General features: G+C 65.4%; 6 protein-coding genes. 4 read left to right on the top strand and 2 right to left on the bottom strand.

All coding sequences use genetic code 11. The features are described from left to right. Positions 1-555 precede the first annotated feature (555 nt). Positions 556-11670, bottom strand: a complete 11115-nt coding sequence (locus tag H276_RS22960) for a type I polyketide synthase (protein ID WP_019971735.1) — start codon at positions 11668-11670, stop codon at positions 556-558. Positions 11671-11903: 233 nt separating this feature from the next. On the opposite strand from H276_RS22960, the gene H276_RS0112925 reads away from it, so the two are divergent. The 4 genes from H276_RS0112925 (at position 11904) to H276_RS0112910 (ending at position 19578) form a co-directional block, all read left to right on the top strand. After that, positions 11904-13325: a condensation domain-containing protein gene (locus tag H276_RS0112925; RefSeq protein WP_026356934.1), complete on the top strand. Its 1422-nt coding sequence runs from the start codon at positions 11904-11906 to the stop codon at positions 13323-13325. 162 nt (positions 13326-13487) lie between these two features. Further along, complete coding sequence (locus H276_RS0112920) at positions 13488-16466, top strand: RND family transporter (RefSeq protein WP_026356933.1); 2979 nt, start codon at positions 13488-13490, stop codon at positions 16464-16466. Positions 16467-16661: 195 nt separating this feature from the next. Continuing rightward, positions 16662-17786, top strand: coding sequence for an acyltransferase PE (gene pe / locus H276_RS0112915; RefSeq protein ID WP_051111433.1), 1125 nt, complete (start codon positions 16662-16664; stop codon positions 17784-17786). 46 nt (positions 17787-17832) lie between these two features. After that, complete coding sequence (locus tag H276_RS0112910) at positions 17833-19578, top strand: AMP-binding protein (protein ID WP_081625469.1); 1746 nt, start codon at positions 17833-17835, stop codon at positions 19576-19578. A 24-nt stretch (positions 19579-19602) separates the two neighbouring features. On the opposite strand, the gene H276_RS0112905 is transcribed toward H276_RS0112910, so the two are convergent. Next, positions 19603-20253 (bottom strand): GAP family protein, encoded by a 651-nt coding sequence (locus tag H276_RS0112905; RefSeq protein ID WP_019971730.1) that lies wholly within the window; start codon positions 20251-20253, stop codon positions 19603-19605. Positions 20254-20307: the final 54 nt, after the last annotated feature.

Raw genomic sequence — 20307 nt, 5'->3', positions numbered from 1 at the left:
ACCAACCCAGCGGTTGATCGAACTCGACTGTCGACCGATCGCGGCCTCCTGGCCTGCACCTCTGTCGAAATGTGAAGCTCGTCACGGTAGCGCTCGTTGGGCCTCGGTAGTTTCCCGCCGAGCAGACACTCCGGTCCCCGAAAACCGGCGTTTCCAGTACCCCCGTGTCTGTTGGCGGGTCTTGGAAAGCCGTCACCCGGCGGCCGATTGCGCGTCACCTGGTAGTCGATCCCGGTAGTCGGGAAAGCGTTCATGATCAGGATCAGGGAAGGCGAGCAGGTCGACCAACGCGATTTGTATTGCTCTGAGCCGATCTGGCTTGTCCGGTCGCGGTGAAGTATGCAGCCCTGCCCCGAACCGCGCGAACCACCGTGCAAAGTCATCGTCGTCGAGGCGGCAGCGGAAGGTCGCGTAGCCGATGGTGGTGCTTGGTGTCACATCACCGACACCGCCAACTTTGAATCATGATCTCGCCGATGCCCTGCTGTCTGACAGACGCAAGACTGCCCCGCACCAGCCAAGCTGATTTGAGGCAGTCTTGCGTCTCAGCCGGGGTCAGTCCTCCTGCTGCGCTTCGCGCGGCGTGTCCGGCCCCACCGACTCCGCAGTCTCCGGTGACTCGGGTGTGTCCGGTGCCTCCGTCGATTCCGGCTCATCCGCGTCGGGCAGCTGACCCACGAGGTACTCGGCCAGCCCACCGATGGTCGGATAATCGAACACCGCGGTGGCGTTGAGCGTGAACTTGCCGCCGAACTGACTGTGCAGCCGGTTGCGGAGTTCGATTGCCATCAGCGAATCCGTGCCCAGGTCCAGGAAGCGGCTGGTCGCGGCCGGCGGTTGTGCCAGCCGCAGGAAGTTCTGCACCTCCTTCTGCAGGAACTCGGTCACGAACCCGGCCCGCTGCGGCACCGGGATCTCGAGCAGCTGCTTGAGGACCTCGCTGTCACCGACGACCTCACCGACGGCACTCGGCAACACGAGGTCGAGGATCGGTGGACGTGAACTGCCCAGCACCTTGGCGGCCCGCTGCCAGTTGGCCTTGACGACCGTGGCCTGGCCGGTGCCGTTGGCGACGACCTCGGCGAGCGCCGCGAGCGCCGCCGACGGTTCCAGTGGAATCAGGCCCTGCGCACTGATGTTGGCGGTCGCGGCTTCTGACGAGGCCATGCCGCCTTGGGCCCAGGGACCGAAGTTGACACCCGTGGCAGGCAGGCCTTGCGCCCTCCGCTGCGCGATCAGGCCGTCGAGCAGAGCATTAGCAGTCGCGTAGTTGGACTGACCGGGTGAACCGAACAGGCTCGACACCGACGACGACACGATGAAGAAGTCGAGATCGTCGTCTTTCGTCAGGCGGTCCAAGTAGCACGCACCGAACGCCTTGGGCGCCAACGTGGTCCGGAACCGCTCGACGCTCTGCTGACCCAACAGTGCATCGTCGAGCACGCCGGCCAGATGTGCCACACCCGCGAGCGGCGGCAACTCGTCCCTGATCCGTTCCAGCAGCTTCGCCACCTGGGCCTCGTCGCCGACATCGGCAGTGAAGACGTGGATTCGGGTCTTGTAGCGCTCGGTGATCTCCTCAATCGCCCGTTGCGCGTCGGCATCGGGCGCCCGCCGGCTGGTCAACACGATGTCACCGGCTCCGAGTTGGGCCAGGTACGACGCCGTGTGCAGACCGATTGCCCCGAGCCCGCCGGTGATCAGGTAACTCCGATCGGGCTGCGGCTGCAGCGGGTTCGGTATCTGCACGACGATCTTGCCGATGTGCCGCGCCTGCTGCATGCGGCGGAACGCGGCCCGCGCCTCGGTCAGTGGGTAGATCTCGGCGGGCAATGGCGTCCACAGCGCTGCCGACGAGCGCTTGCGCGAGGAGCCGTCGGCTGCCGAGGAGTGCTTGCGCGAGGAGCCGTCGGCTGCCGAGGAGTGCTTGCGCGAGGAGCCATCGGCTGCGGCCAGCCCCTCCGACACCTCGGTCAGCAAGTCGCGAATGCGATCGGGTTCGGTGAACATCACCGTGTCCAAAGCGACGATCTCGTACGCGATGTCGGGTCGGGCCTCGGCCATCTGCTCGGGTGACCAGATGTCGCGTTTGGCAATCTCGGCGAAGCGGCCGTGCTTGGCAGTGGCCTTCAGCGTCGCCTCGATGAACCCTTCGCTGGTCAGGCTGTTGAGCACCACATCCACGCCCGCGCCGTCGGTGTCCGCCAGGATCTGATCGGCGAAATGCGTTGTGCGCGAGTCGTAGACGTGCTTCACACCCAGCCTGCGTAGCGTCGCACGCTTGAAGGTGCTGGCCGTGGCGAACACCTCGGCGCCGCACTGCTGCGCCATCTGGATCGCTGCCAACCCGACGCCACCGCTGGCCGCGTGGATCAGCACCTTGTCACCGGGCTTCAGCTGCGCCCAGTCGAACGCGAGCCGTACCGTCAGCGCCGCGGCGGGAATCGTCGCAGCTTCCACCGCGCTCACCCCGTCGGGGATCGGCGCCAGGAATTGAGCAGGCACGTTGAACCGGCTGGAGAACGCGCCCTGCATGGAGCCATAGACACGCTGGCCCACCGCAACCCCGGTTACGCCCTCACCCAATTGCGTGACGACGCCGGCGAAGTCGCCACCGATCGGCCCCGGGTCGCCCGGGTAGAGCCCGAGGACATTGAGCACGTCGCGGAAGTTGAGACCCGCGGCCTCCACCCGCACCTGTACGTAGCCCTCGTCCGGCGCCGGCACGTCCTTCTCGATCAGCCGCAGGTTGTCGATCGCGCCGCGTTCGGTGGGCGCCAGCACGTAGTCGCCACCGCGCGGCACCGTGAGATGCCCGCTGCGCGCCCACGGCAACAACCGGGAAGCCAGTAGCTTTCCTTGCCGCAGAGCCAGTTCCGGTTCATCCACCGGTGCCGCCAAAAGGGTGGTCAAGGCCTGTACAGCCTCGTCCGACCCGTCGCAGTCGACGAGTTTGGCTCGCAGTGCCGGTTCCTCGTTGATCGTCGTGCGACCGAAGCCCCACAGCGCGGCCTGCACCGGATCGACCGGCTCACCGGACTCGGTGGCGACGGCCCGTTCGGTGACGATCCAAAGACCGCCGGGCAGCCTGACCTGACCATCCTGCACGGTGTGCACGGCGCTCAGCAGGTTGGCGATCTCAGCTTCGAGACGCGTCTCGGCGTCCGCCGCCGCGTCTGCGCCCGGTCCGCTGCTACGCCACACGACACCCGAGAACCCCATGCCGCGTTCGTGTGCCTGAACCAGCAGCTGTCCCAGGAGCTCCGGATCGGCGTTCCGGTCGAATCGGACGCAGCCGGGCACCTTGGCGGCCAGTTCGTCGAACCCGGCGATCAGCCAGGTGCCGCTGACCTTTGCGGCCTCATCGCCGGACGGCGGTAGCGGAACCTCGTGCCAGCCGAGGGTGTACAGCAGCCGGGTGGCGTCGCCGCCGAGGCCGCGCAGCAGTGCTTCGCGAGGTGCGCGTTTGACCGTGAACTCGCGAATTCCGCCGAGATGACGGCCATCTCGATCGAGGTATTCCAGATCGAACACCTGAGTCTCGCTGTCGAGGGCGCTCTCATGCCACTTCGCACGGCAGTAGAACCGTCGCGGCATCTTCTCTTTGAGCGTCACCTGCCCGTACCGCAACGGCAGGAACAGGTCGTTGACGCCCTGTTGGGCCGCGAGCAGCGCTGGGAACGCGGGGAAGGCGACGCCGGTGCACAAGTCCATCAGCACGGGGTGCATCGGCTCGGTTCCGAGGTGTTCGGCGAGTTCCTCGCCGACGAGGATGTCGCCGATCGCCTCGCCCTCACCAAGCCACAGCGACTTCAGGGAACCGGACCAGTTCGGTCCCCATGCCAGTTCCAGGTCGGCAAAGGTCTCGAACAGTTCCTGCGGACGCATGCGGTTCATGCGCTCGATGGCCTCGTCGATCGGATCGTCCTCGGACGCCGGTTCGCCGGTGTCGTCGCCGACGCCGCTCACCACAGTGCCTTCGGCGTTCAACGACCATTCGGCGTCACTGACACCGAACGGACGGCTGTGCACCTGGAACTTCCATTCGCCGCCGCCGTTGGCCGGGTGCAATGTCAACTGCACTTCGCGGGAACTCTTCTCGGGCAGGATGATCGGCTCGTAGAAGAAGACGTCCTTGGCGTGCGCCGGGGTGCCTACCGCGGCCAGTGCCATCGCGGCGTAGGTCGCGCCGGGAACGACGACGGTGCCGTAGATGACGTGGTCGGAGAGCCAGGGCTGCGATTTGACGGACAGCCTGCTCGTGTAGACCGAGTCGCCGGAAGCGAGATCTTTGGCGCTGCCGAGGATTCCGGATCCCGCAGAGCCGACCGACCCCTCTATGGCGAGCCCACCTGTCTTGGGCCAGAAGCGACGATGCTGGAACGGGTAGGTGGGCAGCTCCACCTTGCGATGTGGCTGACCATACAGTGCAGCGAAATTCGGCCGGTGGCCACCGACGTAGGCTGCGGCCACCGCGTCGGCCATCTGGCGACGGTCGCCAACGCCCTTGCGCAGCGAGACGATCGCCCGTGGCGCGGCCAAGTGCGCCGGCCAGACCTGTACCGCGGCTCCGGTGAGCACCGGCTGCGGACCGATCTCCATCAATATCGAGCAGCCCAGCGCCGCCACCGTGCGCACACTCTCGGCGAACTGCACCGGCTGGCGGGAATGCCGCCGCCAGTACTGAGCGTCGAGCGGAGTCTGGGGCGTGAGCACCGCACCGGTGCGGTTGCAGACCAGCGGCAGCGTCGGGGCAGCGAATTGCACCTGCGCCGCAAATGCCTCGAACTCGTCGAGCACCGGATCCAGCAGTTCTGAGTGGAAGGCATGGCTGGTCTCCAGCCAGGTGCAGCGGATGCCGTCTTCCTCGAATCGGTTGACCGCTTGTTGCAGATCTTCGCCGGGGCCAGAAAGCACGGTGTTGGGACCGTTGTAGGCGCCGACCGACACGCGCGGAAATTCGCTCGCGATCTGCTCGACGTGTTTGGGGTCGGAGAACACCGCAACCATTCGCCCACCCGCGGGGAGACTGCCGAACAGTCGGCCGCGGTGGGCGATCAGACGTGCACCGTCTTCGAGGCTGAACACTCCCGCCACACATGCCGCTGCGTACTGGCCCACGCTGTGACCCAGCACCACGTCGGGCTCGACACCCCATGACTGCCACAGCCGGGCCAAGCCCATCTCGACGGCGAAAAGTGCCGGCTGGGCAAACGAGGTGTGCCGCAGCCTTTCTCCGGCGTCACTGTCCGTGGCGAACATGACCTCCAGCAACGGACGCGGCAGGATGTCGTCGACCGCCTCCGCGCAGCGCTTCACGGTTTCGGCGAAAACCGGTTCGGCGCTGAACAACTCGCGTGCCATTCCCGGGTACTGGCTGCCCTGCCCGGTGAACAACCAGGCTGTCGTCGGACGATTGGTGTGCTCGCCACGGAGCACGCCAGGCCGGGTGCGGTTTTCGGCAAGGTCCGCGAGTCCCGCGCGCGCGTCGGCGAACGAATCCACGACCAGCGCGGCGCGATGTTCGAAGTGCGAACGGCCCGCGCCCGCGGTGACGCATACGTCGGCGAGATCGGCGTCCGGGTGGGCGTCCAACCACGCCCCGTAGCGCTTTGCCAACGTCACCAGGGCTTCCGGTGACCGCGCGGACAGTGCCAGCACGTTGACACCTGGGCTCTCGGCCGGCGTCTCCGGCGCGAATTCAGCCGGTGTCGGCGCTTCCTCGATCAGCACGTGCGCGTTCGTGCCGGTGAACCCGAATGAACTCACGCCGGCACGCCGGGGCCTGCCGTTGGCCTGCCACGGAATCGCCTCGTCCACCACCCGCACCGAGAGCGAGTCCCATGGGATGTGCGGTGACGGGTTCTCGAAGTGCAGGCTCTGCGGGAGTACCTCGTTCTGCAGCGACAACACAACCTTGATCAGTCCTGCTGCGCCCGAAGCGGATTCGGTGTGTCCGATGTTGGTCTTCACCGAGCCCATCAGCAACGGCCGGTCCGCCTCGCGCGAGGCGCCGTAGGCGGCGGCGGCCGCCTGGACCTCGATCGGATCGCCCAGCGGGGTGCCCGTACCGTGCGCCTCGAGGTAGTCGACATCCCCGCCGGTCCACCCGGCGCGCGCGAGCGCCGTTCCGATGAGCCGTTGCTGTGCACCACCATTGGGCACGGTCAAACCGCTGGACGCACCGTCCTGGTTCACCGCGCTGCTGGGAATGACCGCGCAGATCCGGTCGCCGTCACGCTGAGCATCGCTGAGCCTCTTGAGCACGAGGATGCCGCAGCCTTCACTGCGCACGTAGCCGTCGGCGGACGCGTCGAAGGTCTTGCATCGCCCGACGGGAGACAGCATCCGCGCGCGGGAGGCGGCGACGACCGTCACCGGAGACAGCAGGACGTTGACTCCACCGGCCAACGCCAGGTCGCAGTCCCCGGAATGCAGTGCCTGGCAGGCCTGATGGATCGCGACCAGCGCCGAGCTGCACGCGGTGTCGACGGCCATTGCCGGGCCTTCGAATCCCAGCGCGAACGCAACTCGACCGGAGATGGCGTTGAGGGCATTGCCGGTGATGAAGTACGGCTCGATCTTGTCGATCGACTCCGACGACAGCAGATGGGCATACTCATTGGCAGCCACGCCCGCGAAGATGCCGGTTCGACTGCCGCGCAAAGAGGCCGGCGAGTAGCCCGCTCGTTCCAAGCCTTCCCACACCGTTTCGAGCATCAGCCGCTGCTGGGGCTCGATCCAGAGCGCCTCGCGCGGAGAGATGCCGAAGAACTCGGGATCGAATCCGTCGATTCCGTCGAGGAATCCGCCGAAGCGCGTGTAGGTCTTGCCCGCCGTCTCCGGATCCGGGTCGTAGAACTCGTCGATGTCGAAGCGGTCCTCCGGGATTTCCCGGATGGCATCGACACCGCCGGACAACAGGTCCCAGAAGGCTTCCGGGTTGGGGGCGCCGGGGAAACGGCACGACACCGCGACGATCGCGATCGGTTCGTCGGTGCTGGTGGGCACCGAGGCCGGTTGAGGTACCGACTTGGCCTGCTCGCTGAGCCCGAGCACATCGCCGAGCAGGTAGTCGGCCACATCGGAGAGCCTGGGGTAATCCATCACGAGGGTGATCGGTATCTCCGCACCGACGCCTTGTTCGATGCGGCGGCGCAGTTCGACGGCCATCAGTGAATCCATGCCGAGGTCGAAGAAGCCTGCGTCCTCGCGGATCTCCGTGGAGTCCACGCGCGTCACCTCTGCCACCGCGTCGCGCAGGTAATCGGTGAGCAGCTTCTTGCGCTGCTGAACCGGGGCACTTGCGAGCCGTTCGACCAGCTGGGTTTTCCCGGAGGCAGTGCCGGACTGCGTCACGGACACCTGGGTGGGTACCTCACGCTCCAACTCCGCCAGGAATGCCCGCCGGCCCGCTTGCTGGTAGAGCGGCAGGAAGCGGGCCCAGTCGATGCGGGCGACGACGCCTTGTGCCGATGGGGATGCCGCCACGTCGGCCAGGCCGGCCAGTGCATCGGCAGGCGAGAGTGTCCGGATTCCGCGCTGTTCCAGGCGCTTCCGAGATTCCGCGTCGGCCATGCCTGCTGACCAGGGGCCGAAGTTGACGCTGACGCCGGCGACGCCCTGCTCGCGCAGGCGCCAGGCCAGCCCGTCCAGGAATGCGTTGGCCGCGCTGTAGGCGGTCTGACCGAATCCGCCCCAGACCGAGGCGATCGAGGAGGTGCTGATGAAGAAGTCGAGCTTCTCGTCAGCCACCGCTTCACTCAAATGCCATGCACCCCAAACCTTCCCGGCGAAGACGCGATCCACTTCGGCTTGCTGGGATTCAGAATCGAGCTCGCTCAGCGCAGTGGTGCCGATCTCGCCGGCAGCGTGGACGATGCCCGCCAACGGCGGCAGCTCGGCCCGCACGCCGGCCAGCAGTCGCGCGACATCGTGCGCGTCGGCGACATCGGCTGTGAACACCCGGACGTCGCAGCCGTGCTGGGCACGCAGTCCCTCGATCCGCTGCGCGGCGGTGTCGCTGGGCTCACGCCGACTGGTCAACACCAGATGTTTGGCGCCGTGCGAGGCCAGGTAGCCGGCGATCTCGAGTCCTATGGAGCCGAGCCCGCCGGTCACCAGATACGTTGCGTCGGCACGCAGTTCGAGTGGCTTACCGCTCGGTAATTCCTCCCTGCGCACCAACCGGGGTACGTAGACCGCTTGATCACGCAGCGCGACTTGGTCTTCCCGGACGGACGAGTCGGGTGCCGCCGTGATCCGGCCGAGCAACCCGGACCATTCGTCGGCGCTACCCGCGGACAGGTCGGCCAATCCACCCCACAGTTGCGGCAGTTCCAGCGCCGCTGCGCGGCCGAATCCCCACAGGGCACTCTGCTCCGGAGCCACGGTGTCTGCGTCGGTGACGTGCTGTGCGCCGCGGGTAACCAGCCAGATGGGTGTTCTCAGGCCGGCGGCGACCGCAGCGCGGAGGAGCCGCCGTGTCCCGGTCATGACCTGATGTTGCATCCGCAGCAGTGATCGCATCGACGGTGCACCGGTTGAGTTGAGCGCGGTGACATTCACGATGCGCAGCGTCGAACCATCGGTTACCGCGGCGCGCAACGCATCTGCGAGCTGCGCCTCGTCGGCGTCGGAGACGGGCAGAGCGAGGAGACGATGCTGCTGCCCACGCGCGGTGAGCGCGTCGACCAGAGGCTTGACGGCATCGGAGTCGTCGCCGATGAGAATCCAGGAACTCGCCCCGGCCTCCGCACCGGAGAGCGGGGTAACCGCCTTCTCCCAGCGGAACTCGTAGCGGTCGTCGGCGATCGACTGGGTCGAGCGTTGCTGATTGTGTTGTGCCGCAAGCTTGGTCAGGATGCTCACGGTCTGTTGGTCGCTGCCCGCGCCGTCGAGCAGGGCTGCGAGCTCTTCGATCCGGCCGTCCTCGAGGAGCCGGACGGCCTGGGTGCGCGCGGCAACGTGCTGTTGTGGCTGATGCTCAGCCTGATCTCTGTTGTCGCGATACCAATACTGGCGGTGCTCGAACGGATACGTGGGCAGATCGAGCTTGCGCGCATGAGGCTGCCGGAAGGCGGCGAAGTCGGGCAGATGGCCCAACACGTAGGCGTCTGCGACAGCTTCAGTGATCTGCCGGTTGTCGGCAATGTTTCGCCGCAGGGAGGCGATCACCCGGGGCGCGGTGGCTGGATCGGGCCACGCGCCCAACGCTGCGGCGGTGAGCACCGGTCGTGGGCCGACCTCGAGCAACACCTTGCAGTTCAGGTCCGCCAGCGTCCGTACGCTCTTGGCGAATTCCACTGGTTGGCGTGCGTGCCGGCGCCAGTAGGCGCCATCGAGTTTGACGCTCCGGCCGAGTGCGGCACCGGTGCGATTGTCGATCAGAATCCGTTGTGGTGCTTTGAAAGTGAACTGATTCGCATAGGACTCGAACTCGTCGAGGATCGGATCCAGCAGCGCCGAGTGGAAGGCGTGGCTGGTTTCCAGCCAGTCGTACCGAATGCCGTCGGCCGTCAACCGGGCGACCGCCTTCTCCAGATCCTCTGCGGGCCCGGACAATACGGTGTTGGTGCCGTTGTAGGCGGCGACCGACAGCGTCGGGAATTCGTCGGTGAGGCTCTCGACCCGCTCGGCACCGGCGAACACCGCGACCATGCGGCCACCCGCGGGCAGGCTTCCGAACAGGCGACCCCGTTCGGCCATCAGTCGCGCGCCGTCCTCGAGGCTGAACACGCCCGCGACGCAGGCCGCCGAATACTGGCCGACGCTGTGGCCCAGCACCACGTCCGGCTCGAAGCCCCACGACTGCCACAGTCGGGCCAACCCCATCTCTAGCGCGAACAACGCCGGCTGGGCATAGGAGGTCTGCCGCAGCGTCTCTTCGCTCGCTTCAGCATCGAAAATCACGTCCAGTAACGGCTTTTCGAGAACATCCGCGACCGCGGCCGCGCAGCGCTTCACGGTTTCGGCAAACACCGGCTCGGTGGCGAACAACTCGCGGGCCATGCCCGGGTACTGGCTGCCCTGGCCGGTGAACAGCCACGCCGTCTTCGGCGCCTCGTGGGATTCTCCGCGGACCAAACCGGGTGCGGGGCGGTCATCCGCGAGCGCGCCGAGTAGCTCGGTGGCGGATTCCCTCGAGTTGACCACCAAGGCGGCCCGGTGTTCCAGGTGTGCTCGCCCCGCGCCGGCAGTGAAGCACACGTCGGCCAAGGTGGCTTCGGGGTGTGAGATCAACCAGCTGCGATATTCGTCGGCGAGCTGGACGAGCGCGGCCGGTGTCCGCGCGGACAGCGGAAGGATGCTGAACCCGGCTTGCTCGACCGATTGCGGTGCCGCCGCCGGCTCCGGGGCTTCTTCGAGGATGACGTGCGCGTTGGTGCCGGCGAACCCGAACGAGCTGACCCCGGCGATACGTGGCTGCCCATTGCGCTCCCAGGGCATGGTCTCCTTCACCACCTCCACTGCAAGGCGGTCCCACGGAATGTGCGGCGACGGGTTCTCGAAGTGGAGATGCTTGGGCAATGTCTCATGCTCGAGCGACAGGATGACCTTGATGACGCCTGCGATGCCCGCAGCGGCTTCCAGGTGCCCGATGTTGGTCTTCGCCGAGCCGATCAACAACGGCCGGTCGGGTTCGCGTCCGGCGCCGAGCACCGCGCCCGCGGCCTGGGCTTCGATCGGGTCGCCCAGCGAGGTACCGGTACCGTGCGCTTCCAGGTATCCGACGTCGCTGGGTTCGAGGTTTGCGCGCTTGAGCGCATCGGTGATGACGCGCTGCTGAGCGACGCCGTTGGGCACCGTCAGTCCGCCCGATGCGCCGTCCTGGTTGATCGCGCTGCCGCGGATCACGGCCCGGATCCGGTCACCGTCGCGGATCGCGTCCTCGAGACCTTTGATGACGATGACGCCACAACCCTCGCCACGCACATAGCCGTCCGCGGCTGCGTCGAAGGTCTTGCACCGGCCGTCGGGTGCAAGCATGTGCGCGTTGGAGAACGTGATCATGGTTGCCGGCGTGAGCAGGACGTTCGCCCCGCCGGCCAGCGCGAGGTCGCATTCGCCCAGGCGCAGCGCCTGGCAGGCCTGATGGATGGCCACCAAGGACGAGCTGCACGCGGTGTCGACGGCGACTGCGGGGCCCTGCAGCCCCAGTCGGTAGCTGATCCGCCCGGCAGCTGCGGCGTTCGACGTCCCGATGGCCATGTAGGCCTCGATTTCGGGATAGGTCAGCTCGTCGGAGGCCATTCCCAGGTAGTCATGGGTGGCCAAACCTACGAACACACCGGTGTTGGTCTCGGCCAGAGCTGTCGGCGCGATCCCCGAGTGCTCCACCGCGCGCCAAGCGGTCTCCAGCAGGAGTCGATGCTGCGGGTCCATCAACCTGACCTCGCGGGTCGACATGCCGAAGAACGGCGCGTCGAACCCCGTCACGTCGTCGACGAAACCGGCCCGACGGGTCACCACCTTGCCCGGCGTACCGGGTTCCGGGTCGAAGAACTCGTCGGCGTCCCAGCGGTCCTCGGGTACTTCCGAGATCGCGTCGCGGCCCTCTCGCAGCACATCCCAGAACGTCTCGGCATCCGGTGCTCCTGGGAACCGTGCCGCGTAGCCGACGACGGCAAAACGGGGCGGCGGCTCGATCGGACGCTCGACGGATCCCATGGCGTTGTCCTCCTTGCATCGCGGTCAGGTTGAGACTCCGCGCTCCCCGCAGCGCCCGGTCGATCAACTCGACGCACACTATAGGCGTGCCCAGCCGGGGCGTGCGCCGTTCGCTGCCCTGCCAGGAACCTGTACTGGACGGCTGCGGTGGTACCGAGGGTATGTTGTGCCGCGACGGGTCATGCCGACCCTGGATCCAGCTTTAACCGGGAGTCCTGAGAGGGGACGAGCTTTTGCGCATCGGGAAGATAACGGTTGGCGCACTTGAGGAATGGTCGTTGAGTTCAGGCGTGGTCACGTCCTGGCACCCCACGCCCGCCGCTCAGGAAAAGGCGAAGCGAGCGCCGGTCAGCCCGGTTCCGGTTAGCTACATGCAGCGCCAGCATCTTCGTAACTACAGCGAACGCACAGCTGCGGGTTTGAACTTCTCCCGGCAGATCATCGCCAGTTGTGAGGTGGCCGGTCAGTGCGATATCTCGGCTATGGACCACGCCGTCAACACCTACCTGCGTCGGCACGACACATTCCGCAGTTGGTTCGAACGGACCGGTGAAGGTGACTTCATCCGCCATGCCCTCGACGATCCGGCCGACATCGAATTCGTACCGGTCGATCAGGGTCACATGACGGCGGACGAAATACGTGCCCATGTCGTCGACATACCGAATCCGTTGGAATGGGGCTGCTTCACTTTCGGGATCGTTCAGAACGAAAGTCACTTCACCTTCTTCGCTGCCATGGATCACGTTCACGGGGACGCGACGTTGATCGGAACGACGATGATGGAAGCCAACGGCATGTATTCGGCGATGAGTGGCAGCGGTCAAGCCCTTGTGCTGCCCGATGCCGGTAGCTTCGATGACTTCTGTGTGCGCGAGGGCGAGTACACGTCGGCGCTGACGGTGGATTCGCCGGGAGTGCGGGCATGGCTTGACTTCGCTGCGAACAACAGTGACGGTTTCCCCGAATTCCCGCTGCCGCTGGGCAACCCGGACGAGTCGACCAGTAGTGCCTGGAGCTCGGAGGTCCTGATGTCCCCGGCGCAGACGGAACGTTTCGAATCGGCCTGCTCGGCGGCCGGAGCGCGCTTCGTCGGTGGATTGTTTGCCTGTCTGGCTCTGGTGGAGCACGAGTTCACCGGTGCGCTCACGTATTACGGGCTCACTCCGAGGGATTCCCGCACCGCCAGCGACAATTTCATGACACAGGGCTGGTTCACCGGCTTGATTCCCATCACCGTGCCGGTCGCGGCGACCTCTTTCAGTGATGCCGCATGGGCAGCGCAGGCTTCTTTCGATTCGAGCCTCGACATGGCGAGAGTTCCGTATTACCGAGTACTGGAGTTGGCGCCGTGGTTGAACTGGCCTCGTCCGAACTTCCCGGTGTCGAACTTCTTGCATGGTGGCGCGGCACCGCTCAACGCCATCCTCGCCGCGGGCGACTTGGGCCTCGCGAACAATATCGGAATGTATCCGGACAATCGGTTCTCCTATCAATTGACGATCTACATATTCCGGTACGGGGAAGGCACGGTCATGGCGATCATGCATCCCGACAATCCGGTCGCCGAGAAATCGGTGACTCGCTACCTGGAGGCGATGAAGTCGGTATCCGGACGGGTTGCTGACAGCGGAGACTGGGGCCGCGTCGCCTAGCGGAGAGCAAAACTGCGGACGCGAGGAGCACGGGATAACACTGCGGACGCGAGGAGCACGGGATAACACTGCGGACGCGAGGAGCACGGAATAACACTGCGGACGCGAGGAGCACGGGATAACCGCGAGGAACACGGATGGTGATGGCCAGGTGAGCGCGACATGCGACGGTTAGCCGATCTCGTGGTGCGCTGGCCCTGGGCGGTGATCGGGGTCTGGGTGGCGCTGCTCGTCGCCTTACCGCTGGCCTTCCCGTCGCTGAGCGACATGGCGGAGAAGCATCCGCTGGCCATCCTGCCCAACGATGCGCCGTCGAGCGTCACCGCGCAGAAGATGACCGAGGCGTTTCACGAACCGGGCAACGACGACCTCCTGTTGGTGGCGCTGATCAACGAGAAGGGGTTGGGACCCGCCGACGAGGCGACCTACCGCAAGCTGGTCGACGCATTGCGCGACGACCAGGCCGATGTCGTGAGTGTGCAGGACTTCATCGCCACCCCTCAGCTGCGGAAGTTCATGACCAGTGAGGACAAGACGACCTGGGTGTTACCGGTGGGTCTCGCGGGTGAGCTGGGCACGCCCCGGGCGTTCGAGTCGTTCAACCGGGTTTCCGAGATCGTGGCTCGTAGTACAGCCGGCAGCACGACGCAGGTGCACGTCACCGGTCCTGCGGCCACCGCTGCCGACCTCACCGTCGCGGGTCAACGCGATCGCCTGCCGATCGAGATCGCGATCGCGGTCCTGGTCCTCGCGGTGCTGTTGGTGGTCTACCGAAGTGCGGTCACCATGCTGCTGCCGTTGGTGACCATCGGATCGTCGCTCGTGATCGCACAAGCACTGGTAGCCGGCTTCTCCGAGCTGACCGGTTCGGGTGTCTCCAACCAGTCCGTGGTGTTCCTGAGCGCGATCATGGCCGGCGCCGGAACGGATTATGCGGTCTTTCTCATTAGCCGCTATCACGACTATTTGCGTTCGGGCGCGGATTCCGATCAGGCCGTAAAGAAGGCGATGATCTCGATCGGCAAGGTGATCACCGCATCCGCGACCACGGTGGGTATGACGTTTCTTCTCCTGAGCTTCTCCAAGATGGGAGTGTTCAGAACGGTCGGGGTGTCGTCGGCGATCGGTATCGCTGTCGCGTTCGTCGCCGGCCTGACCCTGTTGCCTGCGATCTTGGTGCTGGCCGGGCCACGTGGTTGGGTCAAGCCACGGCGCGAGCTGACCGCTCGATTCTGGCGGCGCTCCGGTATTCGGATCGTGCGTCGGCCCGTGGCGCACCTGGCTGCCAGCCTGCTCGTGTTGGCCCTACTGGCCGGTTGCGCGATCTTCGCGCGATACAGCTACGACGATCGCAAGGTGGTGGCGGCGTCGGCACCGAGTTCCATCGGGTACGCCGCGGTCGAACGCCATTTCCCCATCGCCCAGTCCATTCCCGAATACATCTTCGTGCAGTCGCCGCACGACCTGCGTACACCGCGTGCGCTGGCGGACCTGGAGCAGATGGCTTCACGGGTCGCGCAGTTGCCCGATGTCGGTATGGTCAGCGGAATCACCCGGCCCCTCGGCGACGTGCCGCCCGAGTTCCGGGCCACTTACCAGGCGGGCCTGGTAGGTGACCGGCTGGCAAACGGTTCCGATCAGATCGGCCAGCGCACCGGCGACCTCAACCGACTGACGAACGGGGCCAACACCCTGGCCGACAGCCTCGCCGACGTGCGCACCCAGATCGCGCAGGTGGCGCCCAGTATTCAGAGCCTGGTCGACACCATGTCCTCGGTGCGCACCGAATACGGTGGCGACAAACTGGTGAAGGACGTCCAAACCGCGGCCAAGCTGGTGCAGAGCATCAACACGCTCGCCAACTCCATGGGGTACAACTTCTCGGCCGTCAAGAACATCTTCGGATGGATCGACCCGGTTCTGCAGGCGCTGAACGGTAATGCGGTCTGCGATGCCAACCCGTCGTGCAGCGAAACCCGCGCCCAGTTCCAGAAACTGAGCGACTCGCGGGGCGACGGAAACCTTGACCAGATCAACGATCTCGCGCATCAACTCCAGGGGGTCGACGACAAGCAGACCCTCACCGCGACGGTCAACAAGCTCAACGCCGCCCTGGCGAGCGTCTCCAAGGTGGTCAAGACCCTGGGTCTCGACAAACCCGGCGGCCCGCAGGCCGGCATGAGGCAGCTGCAACAAGGGGCCGACCGGCTGGCCGGCGGCAGCCGCGAAGTGGCAGGCGGGGTTGACGAACTCGTCAAACAGGTCAAGGTGATCGCCGACGGACTGAATCAGGCTTCGGCATTCCTGATAACGATGCGGACCGATGCTGCGGACCCGTCACAGGCGGGATTCAACATCCCAGCCGAAGTGCTGGGCCTGCCGGACTTCAAGAAGGCTTCCGCGGCGTATGTCTCGCCGGACGGTCGCTCGGCGCGGTACCTGGTGCAAACCAAGCTCAACCCGTTCAGCTCTGAAGCGATGGACCAGGTCAATCAGATTCAGGACATCGCTCGGGGCGCCCAGCCGAACACCGCGCTGGCCGACGCGACGATATCGATGGGCGGGTTCCCCGCCGCATTGCGCGACACCCGCGACTATTACCAGCAGGACATCCGCTACATCATCGTCGCGACGCTCATCGTCGTGCTGCTGACCCTGATGTTGCTGTTGCGGTCGGTCGTGGCGCCGCTCTACCTCGTCGGTTCTGTGGTGATCTCGTATTTCGCGGCGATGGGAGTCAGCGTCCTGACCTTCCAATACCTACTCCACCAGCCATTGCACTGGAGTGTGCCGCCATTGGCGTTCGTGGTGCTGGTCGCCGTGGGCGCCGACTACAACATGCTGCTGGTGTCGCGATTGCGCGACGAGTCTCTGCACAGTGTGCGGTACGGCGTCATTCGCACCTTGGGTTCGACGGGCGGCGTTATCACCGCGGCGGGCCTCATCTTCGCGGCCTCCATGGCAGGTCTGCTGTTCTCCAGCATCGGTCTCGTGGTTCAAGGCGGCTTCGTGATCGGTGTGGGGATCCTGCTGGATACCTTCGTGGTGCGCACCATTACGGTGCCTGCCATTGCAACATTGGTAGGGCAGGCGAATTTCTGGCCGTCGCGGTTGATCAAGTCGAAGTTGCTGCGGACGTGAGGAGCAATAAAGTTGCTGCGGACGTGAGGAGCAATAAAGTTGCTGCGGACGTGAGGAGCAAAAAAATTGCTGCCGACGTGAGGAGCAATAAAGTTGCTGCCGACGTGAGGGAGCAATTTCTCAGGCGGGGCGGGCCGGACGCGTGCACGTGATGTATGTGAAACTACGAACCGAAGCGGGGCGATGGGAGTGGACATGAAGAAACTCCTAGCTGGACTTGCACTGCTGGTGACCGCCAGCGTCACAGGATCTTTCGGCATTGTTGGGAGCGCGTGGGCCGATGACTCGGTGTCGTCCAGACCGCCGGCCCCTGCGAATCCAGACCGTGGAACCGCGTACGCCTTGGGCGGGGCTCATGTTCTCGGTATTCCCTACGATGAGTACATCCGGATGACGGGTGAGCAGTGGTTCCCCGGTTTGAAGCGGGTGAAGGTCGACTATCCGGCAGGACAGGTTCAGGGCCACACCCTGGAACGTCTCTTCCCCGGTATCGGTGCGATCGGCGAGCAGATCCAGCCCGGTCTGGGGCTGGACGGTCCCAGCATCGGCGAGTCGGTCGACCAGGGCGAAGGAAATCTCGATGCCGCCATTCGCAAAGGCGGTAAAGGCAAGGCAATGGGGTTGTCCGAGGGAGCGCTCGTGCTCAATGCCGTGAAGGCGCGCCTGGCCAACGATCCGACGGCTCCGCCGCCAGACCAACTGTCCTTCGCGACGTTCGGCGACCCGCTCGCCAAGAGCCCCTTCAACGCGAGTTTCCTGACCCAGAACTTTCCCGTCGGCAGCGTCGTACCGTTCATGGACTACCGCATGCCGGCTCCTGTGGACAGTCAGTACCACACCGACCAGTTCGTCTCGGCCTACGACAGCATCGCCGACTGGCCGGACCGGCCCGACAACTGGATGAGCGTCATCAACGCGATCGCCGGGCTGGCCACCGGTCACACCGCGATTGCGTTCACCAATCCGAGCAATGTCCCGCCGCAGAACATCCGGACGACGGTCAACTCCAAGGGTGCGACGACGACGACGTACCTGATCCCCGAGGAGCATCTGCCGCTGGTGTTGCCCTTCAAGTACCTGGGATATGACCAGAACACGCTCAACCAGCTGGATGCGGTGCTGCTGCCCATGGTCAATGCGGGTTATTCGCGAAACGACGATCCGGCGACCGCTCCGGTCACAGTGGACCCGGTGCACGGTTTCGACCCCGCGGAAGTCACCGCACCGGCAAACAAGGCGACGTTCGGCGGCGGTACCGATCCCATGTCGGAGATCGTCAACGCCGCGATGTCCGTGCTGAACCCCAAGGGTGCCGGCTGATTACGACACCGAGCCGACAGATTCGACTAGTTACGGACGTGATGTGATGTCTACCCAATCAACCATTCTCTCGATGCTGCACGGACGTGCCAGCCTGCGTCCCGACGATGTGGCCTTCACGTTCACCGACTACGAACACGACCCGGCGGGCGTCGCGACGAGTCTTACGTGGGCGCAGCTGTCCCGCCGGACCATGAACATGGCACGTGAGATCCGGCCACACGGAGAGGTCGGCGATCGGGCACTGATCCTGGCCCCGCAGGGCCTGGAATACATCCTGGCCTTCCTGGGAGCCATGCAGGCAGGGCTTATCGCGGTTCCGCTACCGCTGCCTCATCGCGGCTCGAGCCATGATCGTGTGAGTGCGGTCATCGCCGATACAACGCCGGCGGTTGTCCTCACGACGTCCGCTGTCGCGCAGGATGTCGGCAATTACGTCGATCAGTCAGAAATGGACACCGTGCCGAAGATCGTGGCGGTCGATGCGCTCAACCTGGATGCCGAAGGCGAACCCAGTACCGAGGCGGCTGAGTTCCCCAGCACGGCGTATCTGCAGTACAGCTCCGGTTCGACGCGGCTGCCCACCGGGGTGATGATCTCGCACCGCAACCTTCACACGAATTTCGAGCAGCTGATGCACGGCTTGTTCGCGGATGCGAGAGTCAAGTCCGCAACCGACAGGACGATCGTGTCGTGGTTGCCCTTCTACCATGACATGGGATTGGTGCTAGGTGTCTGCGCACCCATCCTGGGCGGCTATCCGGCAGCGCTGACCAGCCCGGTTGCCTTCTTGGAGAAGCCGTCCAGATGGGTACGGGCGCTCGCCGAGAATTCCGGTGCCTTTTCCGCCGCGCCCAACTTCGCATTCGACCTGGCAGCCCGTAAGACCAAGGACGCCGATCTCGCGGGACTCGACCTCGGTGGAGTGCTGGGCATCATCAACGGTGCGGAGCGGGTCGACCCGGCCACCTTGGAACGCTTTGCAGATCGGTTTGCCCACTTCAATTTCCGTGACCACATGCTGCGGCCTTCGTACGGTCTGGCGGAGGCGACCGTCTACGTGGCAAGTGGCATCTGGAGTGACTCGTCGGGGGCTGTCGCCTTCGATACCGATGAATTGTCGGCCGGTCGCGTCAAGCGGTGCTCGGCCGGGAGCGGCTCAGCGCTCGTCAAGTACAAGCTGCCGCAATCGCCGGCGGTGCGGATCGTCGACGTCGACACGAACCAGGAATGCGCGCAGGACGTGGTCGGCGAGATCTGGGTGCACGGCGACAACGTCGCAGCCGGGTACTGGCGCCGGTCACCCGAGGAGCAGGAGTGCTTCGGTGCCACCCTCGCCGACCCAACACCCGGCACGGTTGCCGGGCCCTGGTTGAAAACCGGCGATCTGGGCTTCGTCTCCGGTGGTGAGCTGTTCATCGTCGGGCGCATCAAGGACCTGCTGATCATCCGCGGGCGCAATCACTACCCCGAGGACATCGAGGCGACGGTCCAGCAGATCACCGGTGGCCGGGTCGCGGCGATCTCGGTTCCGGTGAACAGCACCGAGAAGCTGGTCACCGTCATCGAGGTCAAGAAGCGCACGGAGTCCACAGTCGAGGCCGTGCACTGGTTCAGTGCGGTCAAGAGCGACGTCACCTCCGCGATCTCCAATGCGCACGGGTTGAACGTCGGGGATCTCGTGCTCGTACCTCCCGGGTCGATCCCGACGACGACGAGCGGCAAGATCCGCCGCGCCGCCTGCGCAGAGCAGTACCAGCAGGACGAATTCACTCGGTTGGACGCCTCGTAATTGACGAGGCGTGCCTCGGCGTCGCTACAGGCCGACGAACCCAACGATGAACAGCACGCAGCCGACCGTGGCCAGCAGGGCGGCGGCTTCACGGCGGTGCCTCGCCCGCAGCCAGTCGTGTAGTGCCGAAAGCATCGCCCGAGTGCGGTCCGGAGCCACCAGGTAACAGATCAGAGGGATCTCGACGAGCCCGAACGCCACCACGTTGAACAGCAGTAACGCACCGACCTGGGTGGCGGCCGCGGCACCGGAGGCGATGATGATCGTGAGCGCGGCGAGATAGTCCACGGACGGCAGTGCGATGCCGAGCCCCGCGACGCCCGCTATCCACAACGAATGGCCTTCCATCAGTCGGCTGGTGCGTGTCGCGAGCTGTCCCCGGCGTCCGGCTTTCGTCCCACCGAGGCCAACGGCCACAGCCGCCGCGACCAGCAACACGATCACACCTGCCGCCATCTGCACCCTGGGCAGGGCGAAATGGGCTGATCCCAAGGCCGGTCTGAGGACAAACAGCGCTGTCACACCCACCAGGATGCCCATCGCGAAACCACCGGCGAGGAACGTGACGAGTTGCAGCAGCGGTCGGGGCCGGTTGAGCATCAGGACCGTCATGCCGAGCCGAAACGGCTCCAGGCTGACCGCAGCGGCCATCACCAGCAACGGCGTAATCCACATGTTGATTCAGCGGTCGTCCGGCTACCCGTCCAGACGAGAACGTTCACACAGCAC

This window comes from Mycobacterium sp. 141 (assembly GCF_000382405.1).
In the GTDB taxonomy this organism is placed as follows: Bacteria; Actinomycetota; Actinomycetes; order Mycobacteriales; family Mycobacteriaceae; genus Mycobacterium.
The sequence above is the reverse complement of the archived record's forward strand: the minus strand, read 5'-3'. Positions and strand labels throughout refer to the sequence as shown.